Here is a 22,368-nt window from a genome sequence, read left to right as displayed (position 1 = left end):
CGCTCACCCGCGCCCGGGGCCGCCAGAACTGGAGAGCGCCCCATGCTCGATAACGAGCCGCAGGGCGGTGAACGGGACGGAGCCACAACTCCTTCCGTCGATGCCGCCGAGAGCACCGCACCCGTGCGCCGTACGCGTGCCCCTAGGCGTAAGGCAACGCCCGCTGCCGCACCGGCAGCGGACGCACCCGGCACCGAGCCGGGTGCCGCAGCGGAGACGGCTGCCGCCGCCGACGCCGTGACGGCCGAGGCCCCCGCGGCTCCGGCCCGGCGGCGCCGCAAGGCTGCCGCACCCGCTGCCGCCCCGGCCGCGGCCGAGCCGATAGCCGCCGAGGACCCCGCTGCGGTGGCGGAGAGCCTGCTCAGCGACGCTGAGCCGGTCGCGCCGGTGAAGGCTGTCCGCAGCCGCCGGAAGAAGGCCGTGCCGGCCGCCGCGCCGGTCGAGCCGGTCGAGCCCGTGGTGGCGGAGCCCGCCGCGGAGGAGGAGCCGGTCGCCGAGGTTGTCCCCGTTGTCGAGACGCCGGCCGAGCCGGTCGTCGAGCAGCCTGCCGCGCCGTTGATCGGCGTGCTGCCGCTCGATGACGACCTGGTGGAGGAGGCGCCGGCGCCCCGCACCCGGGGCCGGAAGGCCGCTGCCCTGCCGCCGGCCGTGCTGTTCATGCCGCCGGAGCCGGAGAGCGAGCCCGCGCCGACCCGCCGCACCCGTCGTGGTGCCGCGGCGGCGCCCGTGGTCGCGCCCGTGACCGATGAGAACGTCGAGGACCAGCCCGGCGCCGACGGGACCGCCGAGGAGCTGGAGCCCGTCGAGGCGCCGCGCCGGGCCACCCGCAGCCGCCGTCGCCGCGGTGCGGCCGCCGAGGAGCTGGTGGAGGCCGCCGAGGTCGTTGAGCTGCCTGTGCTCGAGGAGGTCGACGAGACCGCCGACGACATCGAGGACGGCGCCGAGGACGAGCTGGACGAGGACGGCAACAGCCGGCGCCGCCGCCGGCGGGGCCGCCGGGGCCGGGGCCGCGGCAAGGGCCCGCTGGACGACGGCGACGACACCGACGCCGAGGCGGAGGCCGGCCCCGAGGGCTCGACCGAGGCCGAAGCCGAGGACGAGGAGGACGCCGAGGACGGTGACGGGGTCACCCGCCGCCGGCGCCGCCGGCGTCGCAAGGGCGCCGGGGACGGCGAGGCCGGGGGCATCGAGGACGGCGTGCACACCGTCGTCCGGGTCCGCGAGCCGCGCACCCGGGAGCGCTCCGACGAGGTCCAGGGCGTGTCCGGCTCGACCCGGCTGGAGGCCAAGCGTCAGCGCCGCCGGGACGGCCGCGAGCAGCGCCGCACCCGGCCGCCGATCCTGAGCGAGTCGGAGTTCCTGGCCCGCCGCGAGGCGGTCGACCGGGTCATGATCGTGCGCCAGAAGCCCGACCGGACGCAGATCGCGGTGCTCGAGGACGGCGTGCTCGTGGAGCACTACGTGTCGCGCACCACGTCCGGGACCATGGTCGGCAACGTCTACCTCGGCAAGGTGCAGAACGTGCTGCCGAGCATGGAGGCGGCGTTCGTCGACGTCGGCCGCGGCCGTAACGCCGTGCTCTACGCCGGTGAGGTCAACTGGGACGCCACCGGGCTGGAGGGCCGCTCCCGCTCGATCGAGCAGGCGCTGCGCTCCGGTGACTCGGTGCTGGTCCAGGTGACCAAGGACCCGATCGGGCACAAGGGCGCCCGGCTGAGCAGCCACATCGCGCTCTCCGGCCGGCACCTGGTCTACGTGCCGAACGGCAACGCCTCCGGGATCAGCCGCAAGCTGCCCGACAACGAGCGCAAGCGCCTGCGCGACGTGCTGAAGAAGCTGGTGCCGGACGGCGCCGGCGTCATCGTGCGGACCGCCGCCGAGGGCGCCAGCGAGGACGAGCTGGCCCGCGACGTCAAGCGGCTGCAGGCGCAGTGGGACGACATCCAGACCCGGGCGGCCGAGGGGCACGCCCCGGCGGCGCTCTCCGAGGAGCCCGACCTGGTCATCCGGGTGGTCCGGGACCTGTTCAACGAGGACTTCCGCGAGGTCGTCATCCAGGGCGAGCAGGCGTACGGCGAGGTGGAGAGCTACCTCGAGTCGGTCTCGCCCGAGCTGCTCGACCGGCTGCACCGCTACACCGGCAGCAACGACATCTTCGCCGACAAGCGGATCGACGAGCAGATCCTCAAGGGCCTGGACCGCAAGGTCTTCCTGCCCTCGGGCGGCCACCTGGTCATCGACCGCACCGAGGCGATGACGGTGGTGGACGTCAACACCGGCAAGTACACCGGCGCGGGCGGCAACCTCGAGGAGACGGTCACCCGTAACAACCTGGAAGCGGCCGAGGAGATCGTCCGCCAGCTGCGGCTGCGCGACATCGGCGGCATCGTGGTGATCGACTTCATCGACATGGTGCTGGAGAGCAACCGCGACCTGGTGCTGCGCCGGCTGACCGAGTGCCTGGGCCGGGACCGGACCAAGCACCAGGTCACCGAGATCACCTCGCTGGGCCTGGTGCAGATGACCCGCAAGCGGATCGGTGCGGGCCTGCTCGAGGCGTTCACCGAGACCTGCGACCACTGCAAGGGCCGTGGCCTGATCATCCACACCGAGCCGGTGCCGGAGAAGCGGGTTCCCGGCGCGGCAACCCAGGTCAAGGCCGTCGCCGCGGCGGCCCGCACCGAGGTGCCGGTGCAGCAGCCGAGCACCAAGTCGCGCCGCCGACGGGGCGGTGGCGGCGGCGAGCCGGCCCCGGCCGAGGCCGAGCCGGTCGCGGTGGAGGCTGCCCCGGCCGCCGAGGAAGCCACCCCGGTGGTGGAGGCCGCCGCGCCGGTGGTCGCCCACGACCGTACGGTCGAGGACCCGGCAGCGGAGACGGCGGGCCTGCCGGCCGGTCAGTCGCCGGATACGGGTGCCGTGGCGGCGGGCTCGGGGATCGTGGCGCGCACCGCGCCGGCGACCGCCAAGGCTGCCGACGACGAGTACGACATCAGTGGCTACGACCTCTCCCGGTACGAGGGCGGCACCAACGGTGCGGCGTACCCGGCGGAGCCGTTGCAGCTCACCGGGACGGACGACCCGGACGCGGCGGAGGACGAGGAAGAGGGCGACGACGACGAGCCGGTGGGCGCCGGAGCGGGCACCCGGCGGCGCTCGCGGCGCGGCGGCACCCGGCGGCGCACCCGCCCGTAAGCGTGGTGGCCGGGCGGCCTCGGCGGGGATCTCCCTGCCGGGCCGCCCGGCGCAGCCACACCGATCTATCTCGGCTACCCTCGTGATCCCCCCAAGGTTCCACCTGCGAGGAGTACCGATCCCCGATGCGACGCCTGTTGTGTTTGACCGCCGTGACCGGCGCCCTGCTGCTCGGCGCCGGCTGTTCGTCCGACGAGCCGACCGGCACCACCGCGGCACCGACGCCGGTGACCTCCGGGACGGCGGCCCCGGCTCCCAGCGGTGGCACCACCGCCGCCACGCCCGCCGGGGGTGGCTCGGGTGACGTGGCGCTGTCCGGCAACAGCGATGCGATCTGCCAGCAGGCCGCGAAGACCGGCGGCGACTCCGCCAAGAACTTCGCCGAGGACCTGAAGCTGCTCATCGACGCCGAGACGGCCCAGGACGCCGACCAGGTGGCCAAGGCCAAGGCGAAGACCACCCGGGACGTGGAGAACTACGCGTTCGCGCTGACGGACATGTCGAAGCTGGCCGCCGACCCCACGTTGAAGGCGGCCCTGGCGGACATGGGCAAGCAGGTCAAGGCGCTGAAGGGTGACGTGCGTAAACTGGACGCGGCCCAGCTCACGAAGCTGCAGGAGACCCTCGACAAGGCCTGCGGCGAGTAGTCACCGCTCCCCGGTTTGGGTCCGGGGCCCGCGATGAAGTAGTCTTTCTGACGGCGCATTTTCGTGCGTCTGTTCCGTGCGCGCACTGCCCGCCGGAGAGTTTCATCCGCCAGCAGCGCTTCGCTGCGTAAGTCTCAGGGAGTCCGCGTCGATGTACGCGATCGTCAAGACCGGCGGCAAGCAGTACAAGGTTGCCGAGGGCGACGTGATCGAGGTCGAGAAGCTCACGGGTGCGCCCGGCGACGCCCTGACCCTCGCCGCGGTGCTCCTCGTCGACGGTGACAACCTGGTGACCGATGCGGCCAAGCTTGCCAGCGTGACGGTGTCCGGCGAGATCGCCGAGCACACCAAGGGTCCGAAGATCCGGATCCACAAGTTCAAGAACAAGACCGGCTACCACAAGCGCCAGGGGCACCGCCAGCCGCTGACCCGCGTCAAGGTGACCGGCATCAAGAGCGGGAAGTAGGGGCAGCCATGGCTCACAAAAAGGGTGCGTCCAGCTCCCGCAACGGCCGCGATTCCGCCGCCCAGCGGCTGGGCGTCAAGCGGTTCGGCGGTCAGCTGGTCAACGCCGGCGAGATCCTGATCCGCCAGCGGGGCACGAAGTTCCACCCGGGCGAGCTGGTCGGCCGCGGTGGCGACGACACGCTGTTCGCGCTGGCCAAGGGCAATGTGCTCTTCGGCCACACGCGGGGTCGCAAGACCATCAGCATCGTGCCGGTCGCGGCGGAGTAAGCACCACGTCACAGCGGGCCGCGGACCTCACGGGTCCGCGGCCCGCTGTTTTGTTTCAGGTTCTGCTGAGGTAGGAGAGCACCGTGGCAACGTTCGTCGACCGGGTCGTGCTGCATCTGTCGGCAGGTGACGGCGGGCACGGCTGTGTCTCCGTCCGCAGGGAGAAGTTCAAGCCGCTCGGCGGCCCCGACGGCGGCAACGGCGGGCACGGCGGCGGGATCACCCTCGTCGTCGACCCGCAGCTGCACACGCTGCTGGACTTCCACTTCCACCCGCACATCAAGGCGTCCAACGGCACCGGCGGGATGGGCGCGAACCGCGACGGCGCCAACGGCAAGGACCTGGTCGTCTACGTGCCGGACGGCACCGTGGTGCAGACCCCCGAGGGGGAGGTCATCGCCGACATGATCGGCGAGGGCACCACCTTCGAGGTGGCCCGCGGCGGTCGCGGAGGGCGCGGCAACGCCTCGCTGGCCAACACCCGGCGCAAGGTCCCCGGCTTCGCGGAGCTGGGTGAGCCGGGCGACACGCTGGAAGTCGTGCTCGAGCTCAAGAGCGTGGCCGACGTCGGCCTGGTGGGCTTCCCGTCGGCGGGCAAGTCCTCGCTGATCTCGGTGATGTCCGCGGCCAAGCCGAAGATCGCCGACTACCCGTTCACCACGCTGGTGCCGAACCTGGGCGTGGTGCAGGCCGGCGACCAGACCTTCACAGTCGCCGACGTGCCGGGCCTGATCCCGGGCGCGGCCACCGGCAAGGGGCTGGGCCTGGAGTTCCTCCGGCACATCGAGCGGACCTCGGTGCTGGTGCACGTGCTGGACGCGGCCGCGCCGGAGATCGAGCGGGACCCGCTGGCCGACCTGGACGCGATCGAGAAGGAGCTGGCCGCGTACGGCGGGCTCGAGGAGCGGCCGCGGCTGGTCGTGCTCAACAAGATCGACATCCCGGACGGCCGCGACCTCGCCGAGATGGTGCGCCCCGAGCTGGAGGCCCGCGGCATGCCGGTCTACGAGGTCAGCGCCATCACCCGCGAGGGCCTCAAGGAGCTCGTGTACGCCCTCGGCCAGGCCGTGGCGCAGCACCGGCTGGCGAAGCCCGCGCCCGAGGCGACCCGCACCGTGGTGCGCCCCCGCGCGGTCGACGAGAAGGGCTTCACCATCGAGGTGGACGGCGAGGGCGTCTTCGTGGTGCGCGGCGCCCAGGTCGAGCGCTGGGTCCGGCAGACCAACTTCGAGAACGACGAGGCGATCGGCTACCTCGGCGACCGGCTCGACCGGCTCGGCGTGGAGGCGGCGCTGGCCAAGCAGGGCGCCACCGCCGGCAGCCCGGTCCGGATCGGCGACCGCGAGTTCGACTGGCAGCCGAACACCGCCGACTACGTCTCCGGCCCGCGCGGCACCGACGTCCGCCTGGAGGAGGTCGACACCCGGCCGAGCGCGGCTGCCCGCCTGGCGGCCCGCAAGGCCCGCCGGGTCCGCGGCGACGACGAGCTGCTGCACATGGCCGAGGACGGCACCGTCTCCTCGGTCTCCATGGCGTCGAAGCCGGTCCTGGTGCAGGACGACGAGGACGACCTGACCACCGCCGAGTAGGCCGGCCCGCCGGGTGGCGGCCAGATCCCCGCAACCCGGCGGAAACGGGCCCCGCCTAGAGTCGTCCGGGTGTTGATCGAATCGCGTGCCTCGTCCGACGCCGAGCTGGCCGCCCTGCTGGTCGCCCAGCAGAAGGAGCTGGCCCAGGCGGCCGGCGAGCTCGACGACGAGGTCTACCTGCCGCACGACGACGCGGCGTACCTGGTCGTGGTGCTGCAGGGGCGGGCGGTGGCGTGCGGGGCGTGGCAGCCGCTGGGCGCCGGCGTGGCCGAGCTCAAGCGCATGTACGTGCGCCCGGCGTTCCGCGGCCGGGGCATCGCGCGCCAGCTCATCGTGGCGCTCGAGGAGGAGGCGCTGGCCGACGACCGCCCGGAGCTGCGCCTGGAGACCGGCACCTACCTGCCGGCGGCGATCGCCCTGTACCGCTCCGCCGGCTACGCCCCGATCCCGGTCTTCGGCGAGTACGTGGGCAACCCGTACAGCGTGTGTTTTGCCAAGTCGCTGGCGGCGGTCACTGCTCGGTGATGTTGGTCAGCGCCGCCTGGAGCACTGTCGGGCTGGCGTTCCACTTCTGCAGCGTCGAGCCCTCGCAGGTGGCCAGCACGACCTTGCTGATGTCGCCGTGGCCCGCCCAGTAGTCGGTGCTGCCGGTGCCGGACAGGCACCAGGTCTGCCCGGTGGGCGCCATGTAGGTCGACTCGATCCGGTACGCCGTGCCGAATACGCCGGTGGCCGCGTGCCGGGTCCAGGACATCGCCGGGCCGATCGTGGCGGGGCAGAGCTGCACGGTCACGTACTTGCCGGCGGCGATCGAGCCGGGGCTGGTCAGGCAGTAGTCCTTGTTGTCCCGGTCGTTGTGCAGCCAGATCCGGCCGGTGCCGCTGGTGGCGCCGACGGGGACGGCCGGCAGGTGCCACACCTGGTTCCACTGGATGGGGCCGCTGGGCTTCTGCTTGCACGGCCAGATCACCAGGAAGCCGGCGTTCACGTCGTCGCCGGAGACGTCCATGCAGCGGCCGAACTGCTGGAAGTTGACCAGCTGATCGGTGGCGGTGCCGGCCCGGCCGGTGCCGACGGCGGCGTCCGGCGCGAAGCTGCGGCTGTTGGTGTAGTCGCTGTAGCAGGCCCGGTCGTACTGGGAGGTGCCGGCCGGGTCGGTGGCCTCGGCGTGCAGCTCGATAGTGCTGCCCACGGCGCCGGGCGAGGTCAGGTGGAAACACTGGGCGTTGAGGTCGACGCCGTTGGTGGTGCCCTCGAAGTTGGCCCGGTCGTTCAGGCTCCACTGCTGGCGGGGCACGGGTGTCGCCGCGCAGGGCTGGAAGCGCACCTGCTCCCGGTCGGTCGGCCCGGCGTCCAGGCACATGCCGGTCGTGCCGTCCGCGCGGGAGGACACCAGCACCAGGTTGAGGCCGGACTCGTACGCGAAGCGCTGGGTGTCGACGCTGTTGTCGCAGAGCTGCATGGTGACCGGGTCGCCGGCGGCCGGTTTGGCGCTGGGCGCGGCGAAGCAGAGGTCGGGCGACTGCGGGCCGTACAGGTGGATCAGCCCGCCGGCGATGTTCTCCCGGGTCTTGCTGTGCAGGGTGTAGGTCGCCGTGACCGTGCGCGGGGCGCCGCTGTTGAGCGCCTTGCCGACCGAGGTCAGCATCACGTAGACCGGCGAACCCGCGGCCAGGTAGGTGCTGGTGCAGGGCAGCTTGTTGGCCTGCGCCCAGGTGGTGTCCCCGGCGGGCGGCTCGGCGGTCAGGTAGATCACGGTCACCTGGTAGGTCTGGTCGGTGCCGCTGTTGACCGTGCCGCTGAACGGGCCGCAGGGCAGCTTGCGGAAGTCCCCGGTGCCGTCCGCCGCGGTGGCGAGCCGGATGCGGCTCAGCGCGATGTCGAGGCCGCTCTGCGCCGCGTCCAGCGCCTCGGCGCTGTGCACGGTCGCCCGGGTGGCCTTGATCTGGGCGGTCACGGTGGTGGCGAGCAATCCGCTCAGGCCCATCCCGATGGTGATGAGCAGCACGGCCACGGGCAGCGAGCCACGGTCGTCGGCTCGGCGGCGTCGCCGCCACCAGCGAGGGCTCACTGGGGAAAGACCGGATCGGCGGCGCTCGCGCTGAACAGCGACGACGCGGCCCGGATGCAGATCCGGTACCGGCAGTCCGGCCCGGACCAAGCCACCCCGACGACCAGCCGGACCATGGCGACCGGCAGCGTGCTGGTGGTGCCGCACGCCCCGCCGGTCAGCGCCTGCCAGCACCGGCCCACGAACCAGTAGCGCTGGTAGACGACGCTGCCCACGGTGAAGGTCTCGGCCACGTCGTTCAGCGGTACGGTCGGGGCGACCCCGGTGACCTTGGCGTCCCAGCGGGTGGTGCTGGTGAGGTAGCCGAGGGTGTCGAAGCCGCTGACGTTGAGGCAGGTGCCGCACTGGGCGCGGCCGACCAGCAGGGCCGGCCCGCCGAAGCCGCGAGCCTGCTCCATCCCGCTCTGCGCCAGGCGCGTCGCGGTCTGGACCTGGGCCTGATACCGACTGGTACGCATGGACGAGACGAAGTAGGTGCTGAGCGACGCCATCATCGTGCTGATCAGGGCCAGGGCGACGATGACCTCGATCATCGTGAACCCGTCCTCGCCGGACCGCCCATTTCTTCGCACGTTCTTGCGATCGGCGCGGGAGGCGAACGGATGAGCCGCAGTGACGAGTTTCTCCCCGCGCCGGGCGTCGACCTGCGTCGTGCGCACCGGAACGGCATGATGGGCGGATGCCGAGCCTGACCCGCACCGAGGCCACCGCCCGGGCCGCCACCCTGACCGTCACCGGGTACGACATCCAGCTCGACCTGACGACCGGGGGAGACACCTTCCGGTCCCGGACGGTGCTGCGCTTCACCGCCGAGCCGGACGCCACGACCTTCGTCGAGTTCGAGCCGGCGGAGCTGGTGTCGGCCACGCTCAACGGCGCCCCGGTGGAGCCGGCCGCGCTGACCGGGGAACGGCTCGCCCTGACCGGGCTGGCGCGGCAGAACGAGCTGGTCGTCGAGGGCCTGATGGCGTACTCGAACACGGGTGAGGGGCTGCACCGCTTCACCGACCCCGCCGACGAGCGCGTCTACCTGTACGCGCACATGTTCCTGGACGGCGCCCGGCGGATCTTCCCGTGCTTCGACCAGCCCGACCTCAAGGCGACCTTCACGCTGGCCGTGACCGCCCCCGACGGCTGGCTCGTGGCCGCCAACGGGGAGCCGGCCGGTGCCGCCGAGGACGGGCGGTTCCGGTTCGCGACCACCGCGCCGCTGTCGACGTACTTCGTCTCGCTGATCGCCGGGCCGTACCACGCGCGCACCGACTCCCACGACGGCATCCCGTTGGCCCTCTACTGCCGCCAGGCGCTCGCCCCGCACCTCGACGAGCAGGCCGCGGAGATCTTCACGATCACCAAGCAGTGCCTGGACCGCTACCACGAGATCTTCGACGTCCGGTACCCGTTCGGCCACTACGGGCAGGCGTTCGTCCCCGAGTTCAACTTCGGCGCGATGGAGAACCCCGGGCTGGTGGTGTTCCGGGACGAGTTCATCCACCGCTCCGCGGTCACCGACGGCGACCGTGAGCAGCGCGCCATGGTCATCGCGCACGAGATGGCCCACCAGTGGTTCGGCGACCTGGTCACCATGGCCTGGTGGGACGACCTGTGGCTGAACGAGTCGTTCGCCGAGTACCTGGGCACCCGGATCACCGCCGAGGCGACCGCTTTCACCGGCACCTGGACGACGTTCGCGATGCGCCGCAAGGCCTGGGGCATGCGCGCCGACCAGCGCCCGTCGACCCACCCGGTCGCGCCCAGCGACGTCGAGGACACCGCGCTCGCGCTGCTCAACTTCGACGGCATCTCGTACGCCAAGGGCGCGTCCGTGCTGCGCCAGCTGGTCGCCTGGGTCGGTGACGAGGCGTTCCTGGCCGGGCTCAACGAGCACTTCGCGGCGCACGCGTACGGCAACGCCACGCTGGCCGACCTGCTGGCGGCCGTGTCGAAGGCGTCCGGGCGGGACCTGACCGGCTGGGCCGAGGTGTGGCTGCGCCGCGCCCAGGTCAACACGCTGCGCGCCGAGGTCGAACGGGACGCCGACGGCCGGTATGCGGCGGTCACCCTGGTGCAGACCGCCCCCGACGATTATCCGACGCTGCGGTCGCACAAGATCGGCGTGGGGCTCTACGACCGGGGCGCCGACGGGGTCGTCAAGCGCCGCCGGCTGCTGGAGGTCGACATCGATCCGGCCGTGGACGGTGGCCGCACCCCGGTGCCGGGGTTGACCGGGGAGCCGGCCGCGGAGCTGTTGCTGATCAACGACGGCGATCTCACGTACGCCAAGATCCGGCTGGATGACGCGTCGGCGGACGCCGTACCGCAGATGTTGCCCCTGCTGGACGACTCGCTGGCCCGCGCGCTGGTCTGGGGGTCGACGCTCGACGCCGTCGTCGACGGCGAGCGGCCGGTCGCCGAGCTGGTCACGCTGGTCCTGGCCGCACTGCCGGTCGAGCGCGAGGTGGTCGTGGTCGAGGACGTGCTGGCGATGACCCGCTCGCTGGTGGACCTCTACCCGGCCCCGGAGACCCGGCCCGCGGCCCTGGAGATGCTGGCCCAGGCCAGCGACCGGCTGGTGACCGCGGCGGAGCCGGGCGGTTCCCGCCAGCTCGCCGGGCTGCGCGGGCTGATCGGCACGACCGTCGACGTGGCGCGGCTGCGCGGCTGGCTGGCCGGCGAGGGCGTGCCGGCGGGCGTGGCCGTCGACGACGACCTGCGCTGGCTGATCCTGTACCGGCTGGTCGTGCTCGGCGCGGCCGGGCGGGACGACATCGAGGCGGCGCTGGCGGCGGACCTCAGCGCCACCGGTGAGCAGCGGGCCGCGCTCTGCCGGGCCGCGCTGCCGGACGCCGAGGCCAAGGCCCGGGCCTGGGATCTGATCATCAACGACACCTCGGTCTCGAACCGGATCCTGGAGGCCACCGCGCGTGGCTTCTGGCAGCCCGAGCAGCTCGCCCTGACCGCCGAGTACGTGCCGCGGTACTTCGCCGACGTGCCGGGGATGCTGCGCCGGCGGACCGGGATGAGCGGCGAGCGGGTGGCCGCCGCGGCGTACCCGACGGTGGCCGTCGGCCTGCAGACCCGGGAGCTGGCCGCCGAGCTGTTGGCCACCCCGGATCTGTCGGCGATCCTGCGCCGCGTCGTGATGGACTGCGACGACGACGTGCGGCGTGCCCTGCTCGCCCGGGGATAGCGGATTTGGACCTTTGTCCCCCGTTCGAGGCGTTAGCCTCGGCTGGACGGGGGTGGGTTGGTGGAGTGGTCGGAGGAGCTGTCCAGCGGTCTGCTGCAGGCGGCGCCGGACGCGATCGTGGTGATGGACGAGGGCCGCATCGTCCTGGTCAACGAGCGCGCCGCGGAAGTCTTCGGCTGGCCCGGCAACGCCCTGGTCGGCCGGCGCGCCGAGCAGCTGCTGGCCGACGGTGACAGCGAGCCCGCCCTGGCCGACCTGCGACGCAATGCCGACGTGCGCGGCTCCGGCACCCACCGGATGGGCACCGTGGCGCTGCGGGTGCGCCGGCACGACGGCACGGTGTTCCCGGCGGAGGCCTCGCTGTCGCGGGTGCAGACCCCGCAGGGCCACCTCACCGTCGCGGTCATCCGGGACATGACCGAGGGACACCGGCTCCGGGACGAGGCCGAACGTCAGCGCAGCGAGGTCCAGGAGCACCGCAACCAGCGGCTGGAGGCGCTGGGTCAGCTCGCCGGCGGGATCGCCCACGACTTCAACAACATGCTCGGCGTGATCGTGAACTATGCCAACTTCGTGATCGAGGAGGCCGAGTCGCAGTCACCGGACCTGGGGGCGATCTCCGCCGACGCCCGGCAGGTCATCCGGGCCGGCCAGCGCGGCACCGACCTGACCCACCAGCTGCTCAAGTTCGCCCGCCGGGAGGTCGTACGCCCCCGGGTGCTGAACCTCAACGACGTCATCGCGGCGAACGAGGAGATGCTGCGCGACGCGATCGGCGAGCACGTCTCGCTGATCACCCGGCCGGCCGAGCGGCTGCCCACGGTCAGCTGCGATCCCGGCCAGATCGAGCAGCTGCTGGTCAGCCTCGCGGTGAACGCCCGCGACGCGATGCCGTCCGGCGGCGATCTGGTGATCGACACCGCCAGCGCGCACCTGGCGCCGGGCGATCACCCCGATCTCCCGCCCGGCGACTACGTCCGGCTGCGGATCTCGGACTCGGGGCAGGGCATGACCGCCGATGTGGTGGGGCGGGCGTTCGAGCCGTTCTTCACGACCAAGGCCAGCGGTGAGGGCACCGGCCTGGGCCTGGCCACCGTGTACGGCATCGTCACCCAGGCCGGCGGCAGCGTCAGCCTGACCTCGGAGCCGGGCCTGGGCACGACGGTGACCGTCCTGTTGCCCACCGGCGCGTCCGAGGATCCGGTCGCGCCCGCGCTCCTGCCCGTGGTCACCGCCGGGCACGGCGAGACGTTGCTGGTGGTGGAGGACGAGGACGCGCTGCGCGACGTGGCGGGCCGGATCCTGTCGGGGGCGGGCTACCGGGTGCTCACGGCGGCCGGCGGGGAGCAGGCGCTGGAGCTCGCCGCCGGGCACGAGGGCAGCATCGACCTGCTGGTCAGCGACGTGGTGATGCCCGGGATGCTGGGTAAGGAGCTGGCCGAGCGGCTGGTCGACGCGCGGCCGGACACCCGGGTGCTCTACATGTCCGGCTACGCCCAGCCGGTGCTCGCCTCACAGGGCACGCTGGACCCGGGTGTGGTGCTGCTGGAGAAGCCGTTCACCGCCGCCGGGCTGCTCACCGCCGTTCGGCGGCGACTCGACGGCTGATCTAGGATGCGCCGGTGCAGAAGCGGCGACGGATCGGCATCATGGGCGGCACCTTCGACCCGATCCACCACGGTCACCTGGTGGCGGCGAGCGAGGTGCAGAGCCGCTTCGCGCTCGACGAGGTGGTGTTCGTGCCGACCGGGCAGCCGTACCAGAAGGGCCCGGTGAGTCCCGCCGAGGACCGCTACCTGATGACCGTGATCGCGACCGCGTCCAACCCGCGCTTCCAGGTCAGCCGGGCCGACGTGGACCGGGACGGGCCCACCTACACCGTCGACACCCTGCGCGACCTGTCCGCGGTCTTCGGCCCCTCGGCGGACCTGTTCTTCATCACCGGCGCGGACGCCCTCGCCAAGATCCTTTCGTGGAAGGACGCCCTCGAGATGCTCTCGCTGGCGCACTTCATCGGGGTCACCCGCCCGGGCTTCGAGCTCTCCGACGCGCACCTGCCGGCCGACACGGTGACGCTGGTCGAGGTGCCGGCCATGGCGATCTCGTCGAGCACCTGCCGCTCGCGCGTGGCCGGCGGCGAACCGGTCTGGTACCTGGTACCCGATGGTGTGGTGCAGTACATCGCAAAGCGGAGGCTTTATCGTCCCGAAAGTCCCGTTTAGGCCATTCATCCGGGTAGAGATGTCATACCCGTATGAGAGGCTGGTAACTCTGAAACCGAACGAGGGGAGACCGGTGCCCGTCACCGAACGCGCCCGCGAGCTCGCGCTGACCGCCGCGCAGGCCGCGGCCGACAAGAAGGCCCAGGACATCGTCCTGATCGACGTCGCCGACCAGCTCTACATCACCGACGCGTTTGTCATCGCCTCGGCGGCCAATGAGCGCCAGGTCGGCTCGATCGTCGACGCCATCGAGGAAGCCCTGCTCAACCTGCCCGAGAAGGCCAAGCCGATGCGCCGCGAGGGTGAGCGGCAGGGTCGTTGGGTGCTGCTCGACTATGTCGACATCGTCATCCACGTCCAGCACGCCGAGGAGCGCGAGTTCTACGCCCTCGACAAGCTCTGGAAGGACTGCCCGACCATCGAGTTCGTCGACCGTGACCTGGCCGAGGCGGACGCCTCCTCCGGCGCGGCATGACCACTCGCCTCATCGTCTGGCGGCACGGCAACACGGACTGGAACGCGGGTGGCCGCGTCCAGGGCCAGACCGACGTGCCGCTCAACGACCTCGGCCGGCAGCAGGCCGTCGACGCCGCCGACCTCCTGGTCCGGCTGAAACCCACCGCGCTGGTCGCCAGCGACCTGCGCCGGGCGGCCGACACCGCGGCGGCGCTGGCCGCGTTGACCGGCCTGTCGGTGACCCATGACGAGCGGCTCCGGGAGCGCTCGTTCGGTCAGTGGGAGGGCCTGTCGATGACCGAGGTCGCCGCGACCCGGCCCGAGGAGCACGCCCGCTGGGCGGCCGGCGCCGACGTCATCGGCGGCGACGTGGAGACCCTGGACGACCTCGGCAAGCGGGTCGCCGACGCGCTCCAGGCCGCCGCCGACCGGGTCCCCGCGGGCAGCACCGTCGTCGTCGCCACCCACGGCGCGGCCGCGCGCTCGGGCATCGGGCAGCTGCTCGGCTGGCCCCGCGAGCAGCTGCGCACCCTGCGCGCTTTGCAGAACTGCCACTGGGCCGAGCTCACCCACGACGACGTCCGCGGCTGGCAGCTGGGCGCGTACAACATCGGCCCGTTCACCGACCGGCCCGTCCCGCCGCCGGTTTGATCTCCGATGCCGGGAACGCCGCGGGCGGCGGGTAGCGTCCAAGCCACCATGACTATCCGACGCATCAGCCTGCCTCTGCTCGTCGCCCTGGCCCTCGCGGGCTGTGCCAACGGCGGCTCCGGCGACTCCGCCGGTGCGCCCGCCCCGTCGGTGCCGGCGGCCACCTCCGCGGCGCCGACCGAGGAATCCGGCACCAGCGCGCCGCCGGCGGCCGGCCCCAAGACCCTCACCGGCACGATCGTCGCCGGCGTCGAGCCGAACTGCCTGCTCCTCGACAACCACCTGCTGATCATCAAGGATCCCGAGCTGGAAACCCTCGCCAAGGTGGGCGCCACGGTCACCGCCACCGGGCGGGCCGCGCCGGGCCTGATGACCACCTGCCAGCAGGGCACGCCGTTCGTCGTCACCGCACTGCGCGCAAAGTAGCTCGCCATCGGCTACGGTGCCCGCATGCCCGTCGCGGTTGTCACCGACTCCACCGCGTACCTGCCGTCCGAGCTGAGCGGGACGTACGACCTCACCGTCGTCCCGCTCACCGTCGTCATCAACGGCGACGAAGGCCTGGAAGGCTCCGAGATATCCCCGGCCGACGTGGCCCGCGCGCTGGGCCAGCGGCGGGTCACCGTCAGCACGTCCCGGCCGGCGCCGGAGCAGTTCGTGGCCGCGTACCGCCGGCTGCTGGACGCCGGCGCGGACGGCATCGTCTCCGTGCACCTGTCCTCGCAGCTCTCCGGCACCTACGACGCGGCCGTGCTGGCGGCGGGTGAGGTCGGACCGCAGGTCCAGGTCGTGGACAGCGGCACCACCGCGATGGGCCTGGGCTTCGTGGCGCTGGCCGCCAGCACCCTGGCCGCGGCCGGCGGCACGCTGGAAGAGGTGCGCCAGGCGGCCGTCGACCACTCGGCGCAGGTCAGCACCCTGTTCTACGTCGACACCCTGGAATTCCTGCGGCGCGGTGGCCGGATCGGCGCGGCCTCGGCCCTGCTCGGCACGGCGCTGGCGGTCAAGCCGATCCTGCACGTGGTCAACGGCTCGGTCGTGGTCCGCGACAAGGTCCGCACGGCCGGCAGGGCGCTGGCCAGGCTGGTGGACCTGACGGTGGAGGCCTCCGGGGACGGCGAGGTGGACATCGCGGTGCATCACCTGGGGGCGGCGGACCGGGCTACGGCGCTGGCGGATGCGGTGACGGTGCGCCTCGGCGACCGGCTGCGCGACTGCTACATCACAGAGATCGGCGCGGTGGTCGCGGCTCATGTGGGGCCGGGCGTGGCCGGCGTGGTCGTGCACCGCCGCCTTACTCGCTGACGGTGGGCGCGTCCTGTGGCTTCGGCCAGGTCTCGCCGCGCCAGCGCGCGGGTGCCAGATCCTGCTCGACCAGGTGCGGGACGACCTCACGCCACGGCCGGATCGTCTCGCCGACCTGCACCTCGTCGGCCTCCGGCAACAGCGCCGGCCCGTCCTGCGGCCACAACGCCCGGGTGCGGCCGTCGTCCGCGATCAGCAACTCGGCCGCCAGCGGCAACTGCTCCGCCTGCCGGGCGTACTCCCGGGCGGCCAGCAACGCCTGCGCCCGCCGCACGCAGATCTCGTACGGTGAGCCCGGCGCGGCCCGGTAGGGCACCGTGCGGCCGTCGGGGTCGCTCACGTAGGCCATCGGGGTGATCGCCCGCGGCGAAGCCAGGTACACGGCCTCGGCCTGCGCGAACAACCCCGGCAGATGATCGCTGCGGTCGGCCGTGACCAGCAGCGTGCCCCGGTCCGGCGCGAACGCGACCGGGGTCCCGCCGACCTGCCCGGCGAGCCCGGCCAGCCACCCGTCGAGCAGCAGATGCGAGGTCCAGTAGGAATCCCCGTCGTCGACGAACTGCACCACAACAGGCTCGGCCGCCTTGCCGAGCAGGGTCGCCGCGGTCAGATTGGCCCGGGCGGCGGCGAAGATCTCCTCGGCGTCCACCTCCCAGCCGTTGTCGACGGACACGAACGTCATCGTGTCGGGATGGTCGACCACGACGAACTCGGCCAGAAACGGCAGCGCGGGCCGGCTCAGCGGCGCGCTGACGTCCGACGGCGTGGTGACGCCCCGCAGCACCGGCCGCAGCAGCGGACGGGCCGCATGCCAATCCACCGGCAGACCCGGATTGCGCAGGAAACCGGCGACGAACCGGTCGACCCGCCGGCGCCGCCCCCGGGACCGCTGCGCCAGCAGCCCGTCGAGCCGCAACACGCTCGGCACGGTGTCACCGTCAGGAGTGAAACTTACCGAGAAAGTCGCCGAGTGATATCGGGCGTCGGCGAACCCGGCCCGACGCAGCCGCTTGATGACCAGGCTGGCCAGCCGCGCCCGGGCAACCCTGCGGAACAAGCCCACGCGCAGCGCCTCCTTGCTCTGCCGGCCGTCACCGGCCGCTGACCTTATCGCAGGCCGGTTACTCCCGGAAGTTCCGGCCGCCGGGCGGTGACCACCCACGCCTCCAGATCCTCGTCCCGCACCACGGCCGGCAGCAGCCCCGCGGCCCGGACGGCGGCGACGGCGGCCCCGGTCTGCGCCTCGGTGATCTCGGAGAGCAGCAGCCCACCGGGGGCAAGCCAGCCCGGGGCAGCGGCGACAACGGCCCGGAAGACGTCAAGACCGTCGGGCCCGCCGTCCAGGGCGGTGCGAGGCTCGTGCAGGCGGGCCTCGGCGGGGAGCAAGGGGATGTGGTCGGTGGCGACGTAGGGGACGTTGGCGAGCAGCAGGTCGATGCGGCCGCGGAGGGAGTCGGGGAGGGCGGTGTAGAGGTCGCCCTGGAAGACGTTTCCGCCGAGGTTGGCGAGGGCGCAGGCTACGGCGGCGGGGTCGCTGTCGGCGGCCAGGAGGTGGATGGTGGGGGCTTTGAGGCGTACGGCGAGGCCTAGGGCGCCGGAGCCGCAGCAGAGGTCTACGACGGTTCTGCCGGCTTCCTTGTCGCTCTGCTCGGCTTTGTCGCTCTGCTTGGCTTTCTCGCTCTGCTCGGCTTTCTCGCTCTGCTCGGCCTTCTCGGTCAGTTCGGTGAGGGCGGTGTGGACGAGGAGTTCGCTGCGGACCCGGGGGACGAAGACGCCGGGGCGCAGCCGAACGCGGACGCCGCAGAAGTCGGCGTAGCCGACGACCTGCTCCAGCGGCTCGCCCTGCACGCGGCGTTCGACCAGGGCACTGAGATGCGCCGCGTCGGTGGCGGCTTCACTCAGCACGGCTGCCTCGTCCTCGGCGAAGACACAGCCGGCCTTCCGGAGCTGCATGATCACGTCGGCTAGGTCTTCAACTGTCACGACGCCATGTTCTAGCACAGCGCGGGGAACGGGCGAGGGTTATCCACAGTCCGGATTTGTCCACAGGGGGCGGGGCGGGATGGGGGTCCGGAGACCTAGTTTCGGCGGGTGCGTGAGGCGAGGAAAACCGACGACGTCAGCGCCAGGCTGCGGACGGTCCTGGCGCCAGCTCAGGTGCGTCCTTCCGGGTCACCGTGGGTTGCTCCACCGGGTCAGGTCCCTGGGCTCTCGTCCTGGGGGCGGGAGGGGCTGGTTCGGGGGGATCGTCCTGCTGAGCCGGATCGGGGTGCTGCTCCTCATATCGGCGTCGCGAGTTCGGTAGGACCGGATCGGCGTTCGTCGGTGACCGGGGAGTGGCCGGTTCATCGTGCCGTGGCTGGTGCTGGTGATCCTTTGTCCTCGGCATCGCCGGACCTGGCGGCATCGCCGGACCTGGCGGCGGCGCCGGACCTGGCGGCGGCGCCGGACCTGGCGGCGGCGCCGGGCCGTCCGGCGCGGGCGTCTTCGCTTCCCTTGTCGTCTTCCGCCTTGCCGGCGGTCCCTGCGGGATCGCCGGTTCCTTCGGCATTTCCATCTTCGGCGGTTCCAGCTTCCTCGGCCCTCTCGCCTCGCTCCCCTTCCGCGGCTCCTTTCCCTCCCGAAGCTCCTCCCTTGTCTTCCGCGCCTTCCGTGTCTTCCGCGCCTCCCTTGTCTTCCGCGGCGCGCGGAGGAGCGGGTGTGCGGGGTCAGGTGGGGGACGGCGGTGGCTGGCCGGCGCCGGGTGGGCCGCCGCTCACCTGGGACGACCTGCTCCCCGGCTGGCCCGACGATGTGACGTTGGAGCGCGGTGAGCCAGTGGCCGCCATGCCCGCCGTCGCGCCGTCTCCGATGCCTGTGCCGGCCGCCGAGGACCTGGCCACCCGGCCGCCCTATGCGCCTGCTGTGCCTATTCAGCGGCCGCTGCGCCCGCCTGCCCAATTCGCACCCAGCTCGTTCGAGGACTTCACACCCAGCTCGTTCGAGGATGAGGATGAGGATGACGACGACGCCGAGGATGGCCCCCCGCTCAGTGGCGCCGGCGCGTTCGGTGATTCCTCGCGCTCCCGGCTGATCTCCGTTGACCCGGGACGCCCGGGTGTGAAGGTGCTGGCTGTCGCGGTGCTCGCGGTGGTGCTGATCGCGGCGATTCTGGCCTGGCGGGCCCGCCCGCGTGTGGATCCGGTCGCCCCGCCGGGGATAGACCCCGCCGCCGCGGATGCCTCGCTCACGGGCGATCGTGCGACCGACGCCCCCGCGGTGCCCGGTGTGAAGCCGTCCGCAGTTGTCGTCGCCGTGGGTGGCAAGGTCCGCAAGCCCGGTCTGGTCGCCCTGCCGGCCGGCGCCCGCGTGGCGGACGCGCTGAAGGCGGCCGGCGGCGCCAAACCGGGCGTGGACGTCGCACCGCTCAACCTGGCCCGCAAGGTGACCGACGGCGAACTCATCATGGTCGGAGTCACACCGCCACCGGGCGCGGCGCCGACGGGTGCCGCCGGTCCGGCAGCACCGGGTCAGCCCGGCGCCGGCCCGGTCAACCTCAACTCCGCAACCCTCGCCGACCTGGATACTTTGCCCGGCGTGGGCCCGGTCCTGGCCCAGCGAATCCTGGAAGCCCGGGAGGCTCAGGGTGGCTTCAAAGCGGTCAGCGATCTGCGCAACGTGCAGGGGATAGGCACCGCCCGCTACGAACAACTCAAAGACCTGGTGACCGTGTGAGCCGCCGGCGCTCCGATCCGTCGCGCCCGAGTCGGGCCGGGGCGGCGCGCACCGCGGGTTCCCGCCCGCCCGGTGTCCGCCCACCCGACCCGCCGCCGGGCGACCGGCGCCCGACGGGTCGTCGCCCGATCCCCGGTCCTTCGCCGCGGGCGGCGGTGGGCGACGGTCGGCCGCCGGATCTCCGGCTGGCCGGCTTCGCGGTGGCCGTGTGGCTTGCGGCGCTGGCCTCGCTCTACCTGTCCACCCGTGGGGCCCTGGTTCTCGCCGCCGTCGCACTGGCATCGGCGGCAGGCACCGCCCTGATCCACCGGGACTGCGGACCCAAACCTCCCACCCCGTCGGCGCCGGGCGTGAGGAGTTGGTTGCGCAACCGGGGACAGGCACTGCGATGGCTGGTTGCCGCCGTGCTGCTCGGTGGCGGGTGCGGGGCCGTGGCCACCGCGGCGCGGGTCAGTGTCCGGGATGCCGGGCCGCTGGTTGCGCTTGTTGACGCTGCTGCCACCGTACGGGTTGATCTTGTGGTGCGGGATGATCCGCGGGCCCTGCGGGGGCCGCCCGGGCTGCCGCCCACCTACCTGGTCGCCGTTGAGCTGACTTCGGTGTATCCGGAGGACGCGCCGCGGTTCAGGCTTTCCGCGCGGGCGCTCGTGCTCGGTGCCGACCCCGCCTGGCGGTCGTTGCTGCCCGGGCAGCGGGCCTCGGTGACCGGTCGCCTGCTGGCGCCGCGCGGGGGTGATCTGCGGGCTGCCGTGCTCTCGGTGAAGGATCCGCCCCGGCTGCACGGGCGGTCGTCGTGGGGTCAGCGGGCCGCGGGCACGCTCCGGGCCGGCCTGCAGCGGGCCTGCGCGCCGCTGCCCGATGATGTCGGTGGGTTGCTGCCCGGGCTGGTCGTCGGTGACACCAGCCGGCTCGAACCTGCCCTTGAGGAGGACTTCCGCACGACCGGCATGACGCACCTGAACGCGGTCAGCGGGGCCAACGTGGCGATCGTGCTCGGGGTTGTGTTGTTCGTGGTGCGGTGGGCCCGGGCCGGGCCCCTGCTCACCGCCGTGGTCTGCGGTGTTGCGCTGGTCGGCTTCGTCGTGCTGGCCCGGCCGTCGCCGAGTGTGGTGCGCGCCGCCGCGATGGGGGCGATCGGGCTTGTCGGGCTTGCCGCCGGGCGGCCGCGGGCTGCGCTTCCCGCCCTGGCCGCCGGGGTGGCGGTGCTGATCGTCGTCGACCCGGAGCTTGCCGGTGACCTCGGGTTCGCGCTGTCCGTGCTGGCCACCGGCGGGCTGCTGCTGCTTGCGCCGAAGTGGCGGGACGCGTTGCGGCGGCGGGGGTGGCCGGAGCCGGCCGCCGAGGCGTTGGCGGTGCCAGCGGCCGCGCAGGTCGCGTGTGGTCCGGTTGTGGCCGGGATCTCGGGGTCGGTCAGTCTGGTCGCGGTGCCGGCGAACCTGCTGGTGGTGCCCGCGATCGCGCCCGCCACCCTGCTCGGCGTGTCCGCCGCCGTGCTGTCGCCGGTGTGGCCCGGCGGTGCCGAGTTCGCCGCCTGGCTGGGGCAGTGGCCCGCCCGGTGGCTGGTGCTGGTCGCGACGTACGGCGCCCGGGTGCCCGCCGGCGCGGTGCCGTGGCCGGGTGGGGTGCTGGGCGCCCTGCTGCTGGCCGTTGTCACGCTCGCGCTGCTCATCGCCGTACGGCGGCCGCTGATCCGGCGGCTGGTCGCGGTTGTCTCGGTCGGGGCGGTGCTGGGGACTCTGCCCGTACGGGTGATCGCCTCGGGGTGGCCGCCCCCACGCTGGCTGATCGTCACCTGCGCCGTGGGCCAGGGTGATGCCGTGGTGCTGCCGGCCGGCGCCGGGCGGGCCGTGGTCGTCGACGCCGGGCCCGAGCCGACCCCGGTTGACCACTGCCTGCGCCGGCTCGGGGTGCGGCAGGTGGTGCTGTTCGTTGTCAGCCACTTCCATGTTGATCACATCGGTGGCGTGGCCGGTGTGTTCCGTAACCGGTCGGTGCTGGGTGTGATCACGCCGGACTGGGCTGAGCCGCCGGGCGGGCGGGCCGTGGTCGCCGCGCAGGCTGCCGGTGCCCGAGTGCCGATGGCCGCTGTGGGTCCCGGCTGGTCGTACACGGTCGGCGGGCTCGGGCTGACCGTCGTCGGGCCGTTCGCGCCGTTGCGCGGCACCAACTCCGATCCGAACAACAACTCGCTGGTGCTGCGCGCCCGGGTCGACGGCCGGACCCTGCTGCTGCCCGGTGACGCCGAGACCGAGGAACAGCAGGACCTGCTCCACCACCTCGGACCCCCGGCGGTACGCGCCGACGTGCTGAAGGTGGCACACCACGGTTCGGCGTACCAGTTGCCGGAGTTTCTTGATGCCGTCGACCCGGCCGTGGCGCTCGTGTCGGTCGGGGCCGGCAACGACTACGGGCACCCGAATGCCGCGCTGCTCGCCCGGTTGAGCCGGGGCGGGGCGCGGGTGCTGCGTACCGATCGGGGCGGTGATCTCGCCGCCGTGAGCACCGGGTCGGGTCTCGCGGTCGTGGCTCGCGGTGATCCGCCCGCGTAGCTGTCACGTCCCGCGGTGCCACCTCGTCCCGCTGATGACGACAAACG

Annotated in this window: 19 protein-coding genes; 15 read left to right on the top strand and 4 right to left on the bottom strand. The window is 72.8% G+C overall.

Annotated features, from left to right (window positions below):
* Nucleotides 1–42: 42 nt before the first annotated feature.
* The 6 genes from ACIBQZ_RS27380 (at nucleotide 43) to ACIBQZ_RS27355 (ending at nucleotide 6,688) form a co-directional block, all read left to right on the top strand.
* The gene (locus tag ACIBQZ_RS27380) at nucleotides 43–3,192 is read left to right on the top strand and encodes an Rne/Rng family ribonuclease (RefSeq protein ID WP_396091646.1); all 3,150 of its coding nucleotides are present in this window, start codon (nucleotides 43–45) and stop codon (nucleotides 3,190–3,192) included.
* Between the two features lie 125 nt (nucleotides 3,193–3,317).
* Nucleotides 3,318–3,839: a hypothetical protein gene (locus ACIBQZ_RS27375; protein ID WP_396091645.1), complete on the top strand. Its 522-nt coding sequence runs from the start codon at nucleotides 3,318–3,320 to the stop codon at nucleotides 3,837–3,839.
* Between the two features lie 151 nt (nucleotides 3,840–3,990).
* Nucleotides 3,991–4,305: a 50S ribosomal protein L21 gene (gene rplU / locus ACIBQZ_RS27370; protein WP_396091644.1), complete on the top strand. Its 315-nt coding sequence runs from the start codon at nucleotides 3,991–3,993 to the stop codon at nucleotides 4,303–4,305.
* An 8-nt stretch (nucleotides 4,306–4,313) separates the two neighbouring features.
* Entirely contained in the window at nucleotides 4,314–4,574 is a 261-nt protein-coding gene (gene rpmA / locus ACIBQZ_RS27365) for a 50S ribosomal protein L27 (protein ID WP_396091643.1), read from the top strand.
* Between the two features lie 83 nt (nucleotides 4,575–4,657).
* On the top strand, nucleotides 4,658–6,163 hold the full coding sequence (gene obgE, locus ACIBQZ_RS27360; protein WP_396091642.1) for a GTPase ObgE: 1,506 nt from the start codon (nucleotides 4,658–4,660) through the stop codon (nucleotides 6,161–6,163).
* A 69-nt stretch (nucleotides 6,164–6,232) separates the two neighbouring features.
* The gene (locus ACIBQZ_RS27355) at nucleotides 6,233–6,688 is read left to right on the top strand and encodes a GNAT family N-acetyltransferase (RefSeq protein ID WP_396091641.1); all 456 of its coding nucleotides are present in this window, start codon (nucleotides 6,233–6,235) and stop codon (nucleotides 6,686–6,688) included.
* Here the strand turns inward: ACIBQZ_RS27355 and ACIBQZ_RS27350 are convergent.
* Both ACIBQZ_RS27350 and ACIBQZ_RS27345 read right to left on the bottom strand, forming a co-directional pair.
* Entirely contained in the window at nucleotides 6,675–8,177 is a 1,503-nt protein-coding gene (locus ACIBQZ_RS27350; RefSeq protein ID WP_396091640.1) for an RICIN domain-containing protein, read from the bottom strand. The two genes, ACIBQZ_RS27355 and ACIBQZ_RS27350, sit on opposite strands and share 14 nt — an antisense overlap.
* A gap of 53 nt (nucleotides 8,178–8,230) precedes the next feature.
* Complete coding sequence (locus ACIBQZ_RS27345; protein ID WP_396091639.1) at nucleotides 8,231–8,893, bottom strand: prepilin-type N-terminal cleavage/methylation domain-containing protein; 663 nt, start codon at nucleotides 8,891–8,893, stop codon at nucleotides 8,231–8,233.
* A gap of 20 nt (nucleotides 8,894–8,913) precedes the next feature.
* On the opposite strand from ACIBQZ_RS27345, the gene pepN reads away from it, so the two are divergent.
* The 7 genes from pepN (at nucleotide 8,914) to ACIBQZ_RS27310 (ending at nucleotide 16,058) form a co-directional block, all read left to right on the top strand.
* Nucleotides 8,914–11,424, top strand: coding sequence for an aminopeptidase N (gene pepN / locus ACIBQZ_RS27340; RefSeq protein ID WP_396091638.1), 2,511 nt, complete (start codon nucleotides 8,914–8,916; stop codon nucleotides 11,422–11,424).
* A 60-nt stretch (nucleotides 11,425–11,484) separates the two neighbouring features.
* Nucleotides 11,485–13,032, top strand: a complete 1,548-nt coding sequence (locus ACIBQZ_RS27335; protein WP_396091637.1) for an ATP-binding protein — start codon at nucleotides 11,485–11,487, stop codon at nucleotides 13,030–13,032.
* A gap of 14 nt (nucleotides 13,033–13,046) precedes the next feature.
* Complete coding sequence (gene nadD, locus ACIBQZ_RS27330; protein WP_396091636.1) at nucleotides 13,047–13,646, top strand: nicotinate-nucleotide adenylyltransferase; 600 nt, start codon at nucleotides 13,047–13,049, stop codon at nucleotides 13,644–13,646.
* Nucleotides 13,647–13,719: 73 nt separating this feature from the next.
* Nucleotides 13,720–14,121 (top strand): ribosome silencing factor, encoded by a 402-nt coding sequence (gene rsfS, locus ACIBQZ_RS27325; RefSeq protein WP_396091635.1) that lies wholly within the window; start codon nucleotides 13,720–13,722, stop codon nucleotides 14,119–14,121.
* The gene (locus ACIBQZ_RS27320) at nucleotides 14,118–14,753 is read left to right on the top strand and encodes a histidine phosphatase family protein (RefSeq protein ID WP_396091634.1); all 636 of its coding nucleotides are present in this window, start codon (nucleotides 14,118–14,120) and stop codon (nucleotides 14,751–14,753) included. The genes rsfS and ACIBQZ_RS27320 overlap by 4 nt, the downstream gene beginning before the upstream one ends.
* A 48-nt stretch (nucleotides 14,754–14,801) precedes the next feature.
* Nucleotides 14,802–15,179 carry a hypothetical protein gene (locus ACIBQZ_RS27315; protein ID WP_396091633.1) on the top strand — a complete coding sequence of 126 codons (378 nt, stop codon included), beginning with the start codon at nucleotides 14,802–14,804 and terminating at the stop codon, nucleotides 15,177–15,179.
* Between the two features lie 24 nt (nucleotides 15,180–15,203).
* Nucleotides 15,204–16,058 (top strand): DegV family protein, encoded by an 855-nt coding sequence (locus ACIBQZ_RS27310; protein ID WP_396091632.1) that lies wholly within the window; start codon nucleotides 15,204–15,206, stop codon nucleotides 16,056–16,058.
* Here the strand turns inward: ACIBQZ_RS27310 and ACIBQZ_RS27305 are convergent.
* Entirely contained in the window at nucleotides 16,048–17,121 is a 1,074-nt protein-coding gene (locus ACIBQZ_RS27305) for a hypothetical protein (protein ID WP_396091631.1), read from the bottom strand. The two genes, ACIBQZ_RS27310 and ACIBQZ_RS27305, sit on opposite strands and share 11 nt — an antisense overlap.
* Before the next feature lie 44 nt (nucleotides 17,122–17,165).
* Nucleotides 17,166–18,011, bottom strand: coding sequence for a methyltransferase (locus ACIBQZ_RS27300; protein WP_396091672.1), 846 nt, complete (start codon nucleotides 18,009–18,011; stop codon nucleotides 17,166–17,168).
* A gap of 873 nt (nucleotides 18,012–18,884) precedes the next feature.
* Here ACIBQZ_RS27300 and ACIBQZ_RS27295 point away from each other — a divergent pair.
* Both ACIBQZ_RS27295 and ACIBQZ_RS27290 read left to right on the top strand, forming a co-directional pair.
* Nucleotides 18,885–19,772 (top strand): helix-hairpin-helix domain-containing protein, encoded by an 888-nt coding sequence (locus ACIBQZ_RS27295; protein WP_396091671.1) that lies wholly within the window; start codon nucleotides 18,885–18,887, stop codon nucleotides 19,770–19,772.
* Nucleotides 19,773–19,900: 128 nt separating this feature from the next.
* On the top strand, nucleotides 19,901–22,321 hold the full coding sequence (locus tag ACIBQZ_RS27290; RefSeq protein ID WP_396091670.1) for a ComEC/Rec2 family competence protein: 2,421 nt from the start codon (nucleotides 19,901–19,903) through the stop codon (nucleotides 22,319–22,321).
* The last annotated feature ends 47 nt before the right edge of the window (nucleotides 22,322–22,368 follow it).

This window comes from Actinoplanes sp. NPDC049599 (assembly GCF_044465625.1).
Classification (GTDB): domain Bacteria; phylum Actinomycetota; class Actinomycetes; order Mycobacteriales; family Micromonosporaceae; genus Actinoplanes.
Note: the sequence above shows the minus strand (reverse complement) of the source record. Positions and strands in the feature narration are given on the sequence as shown.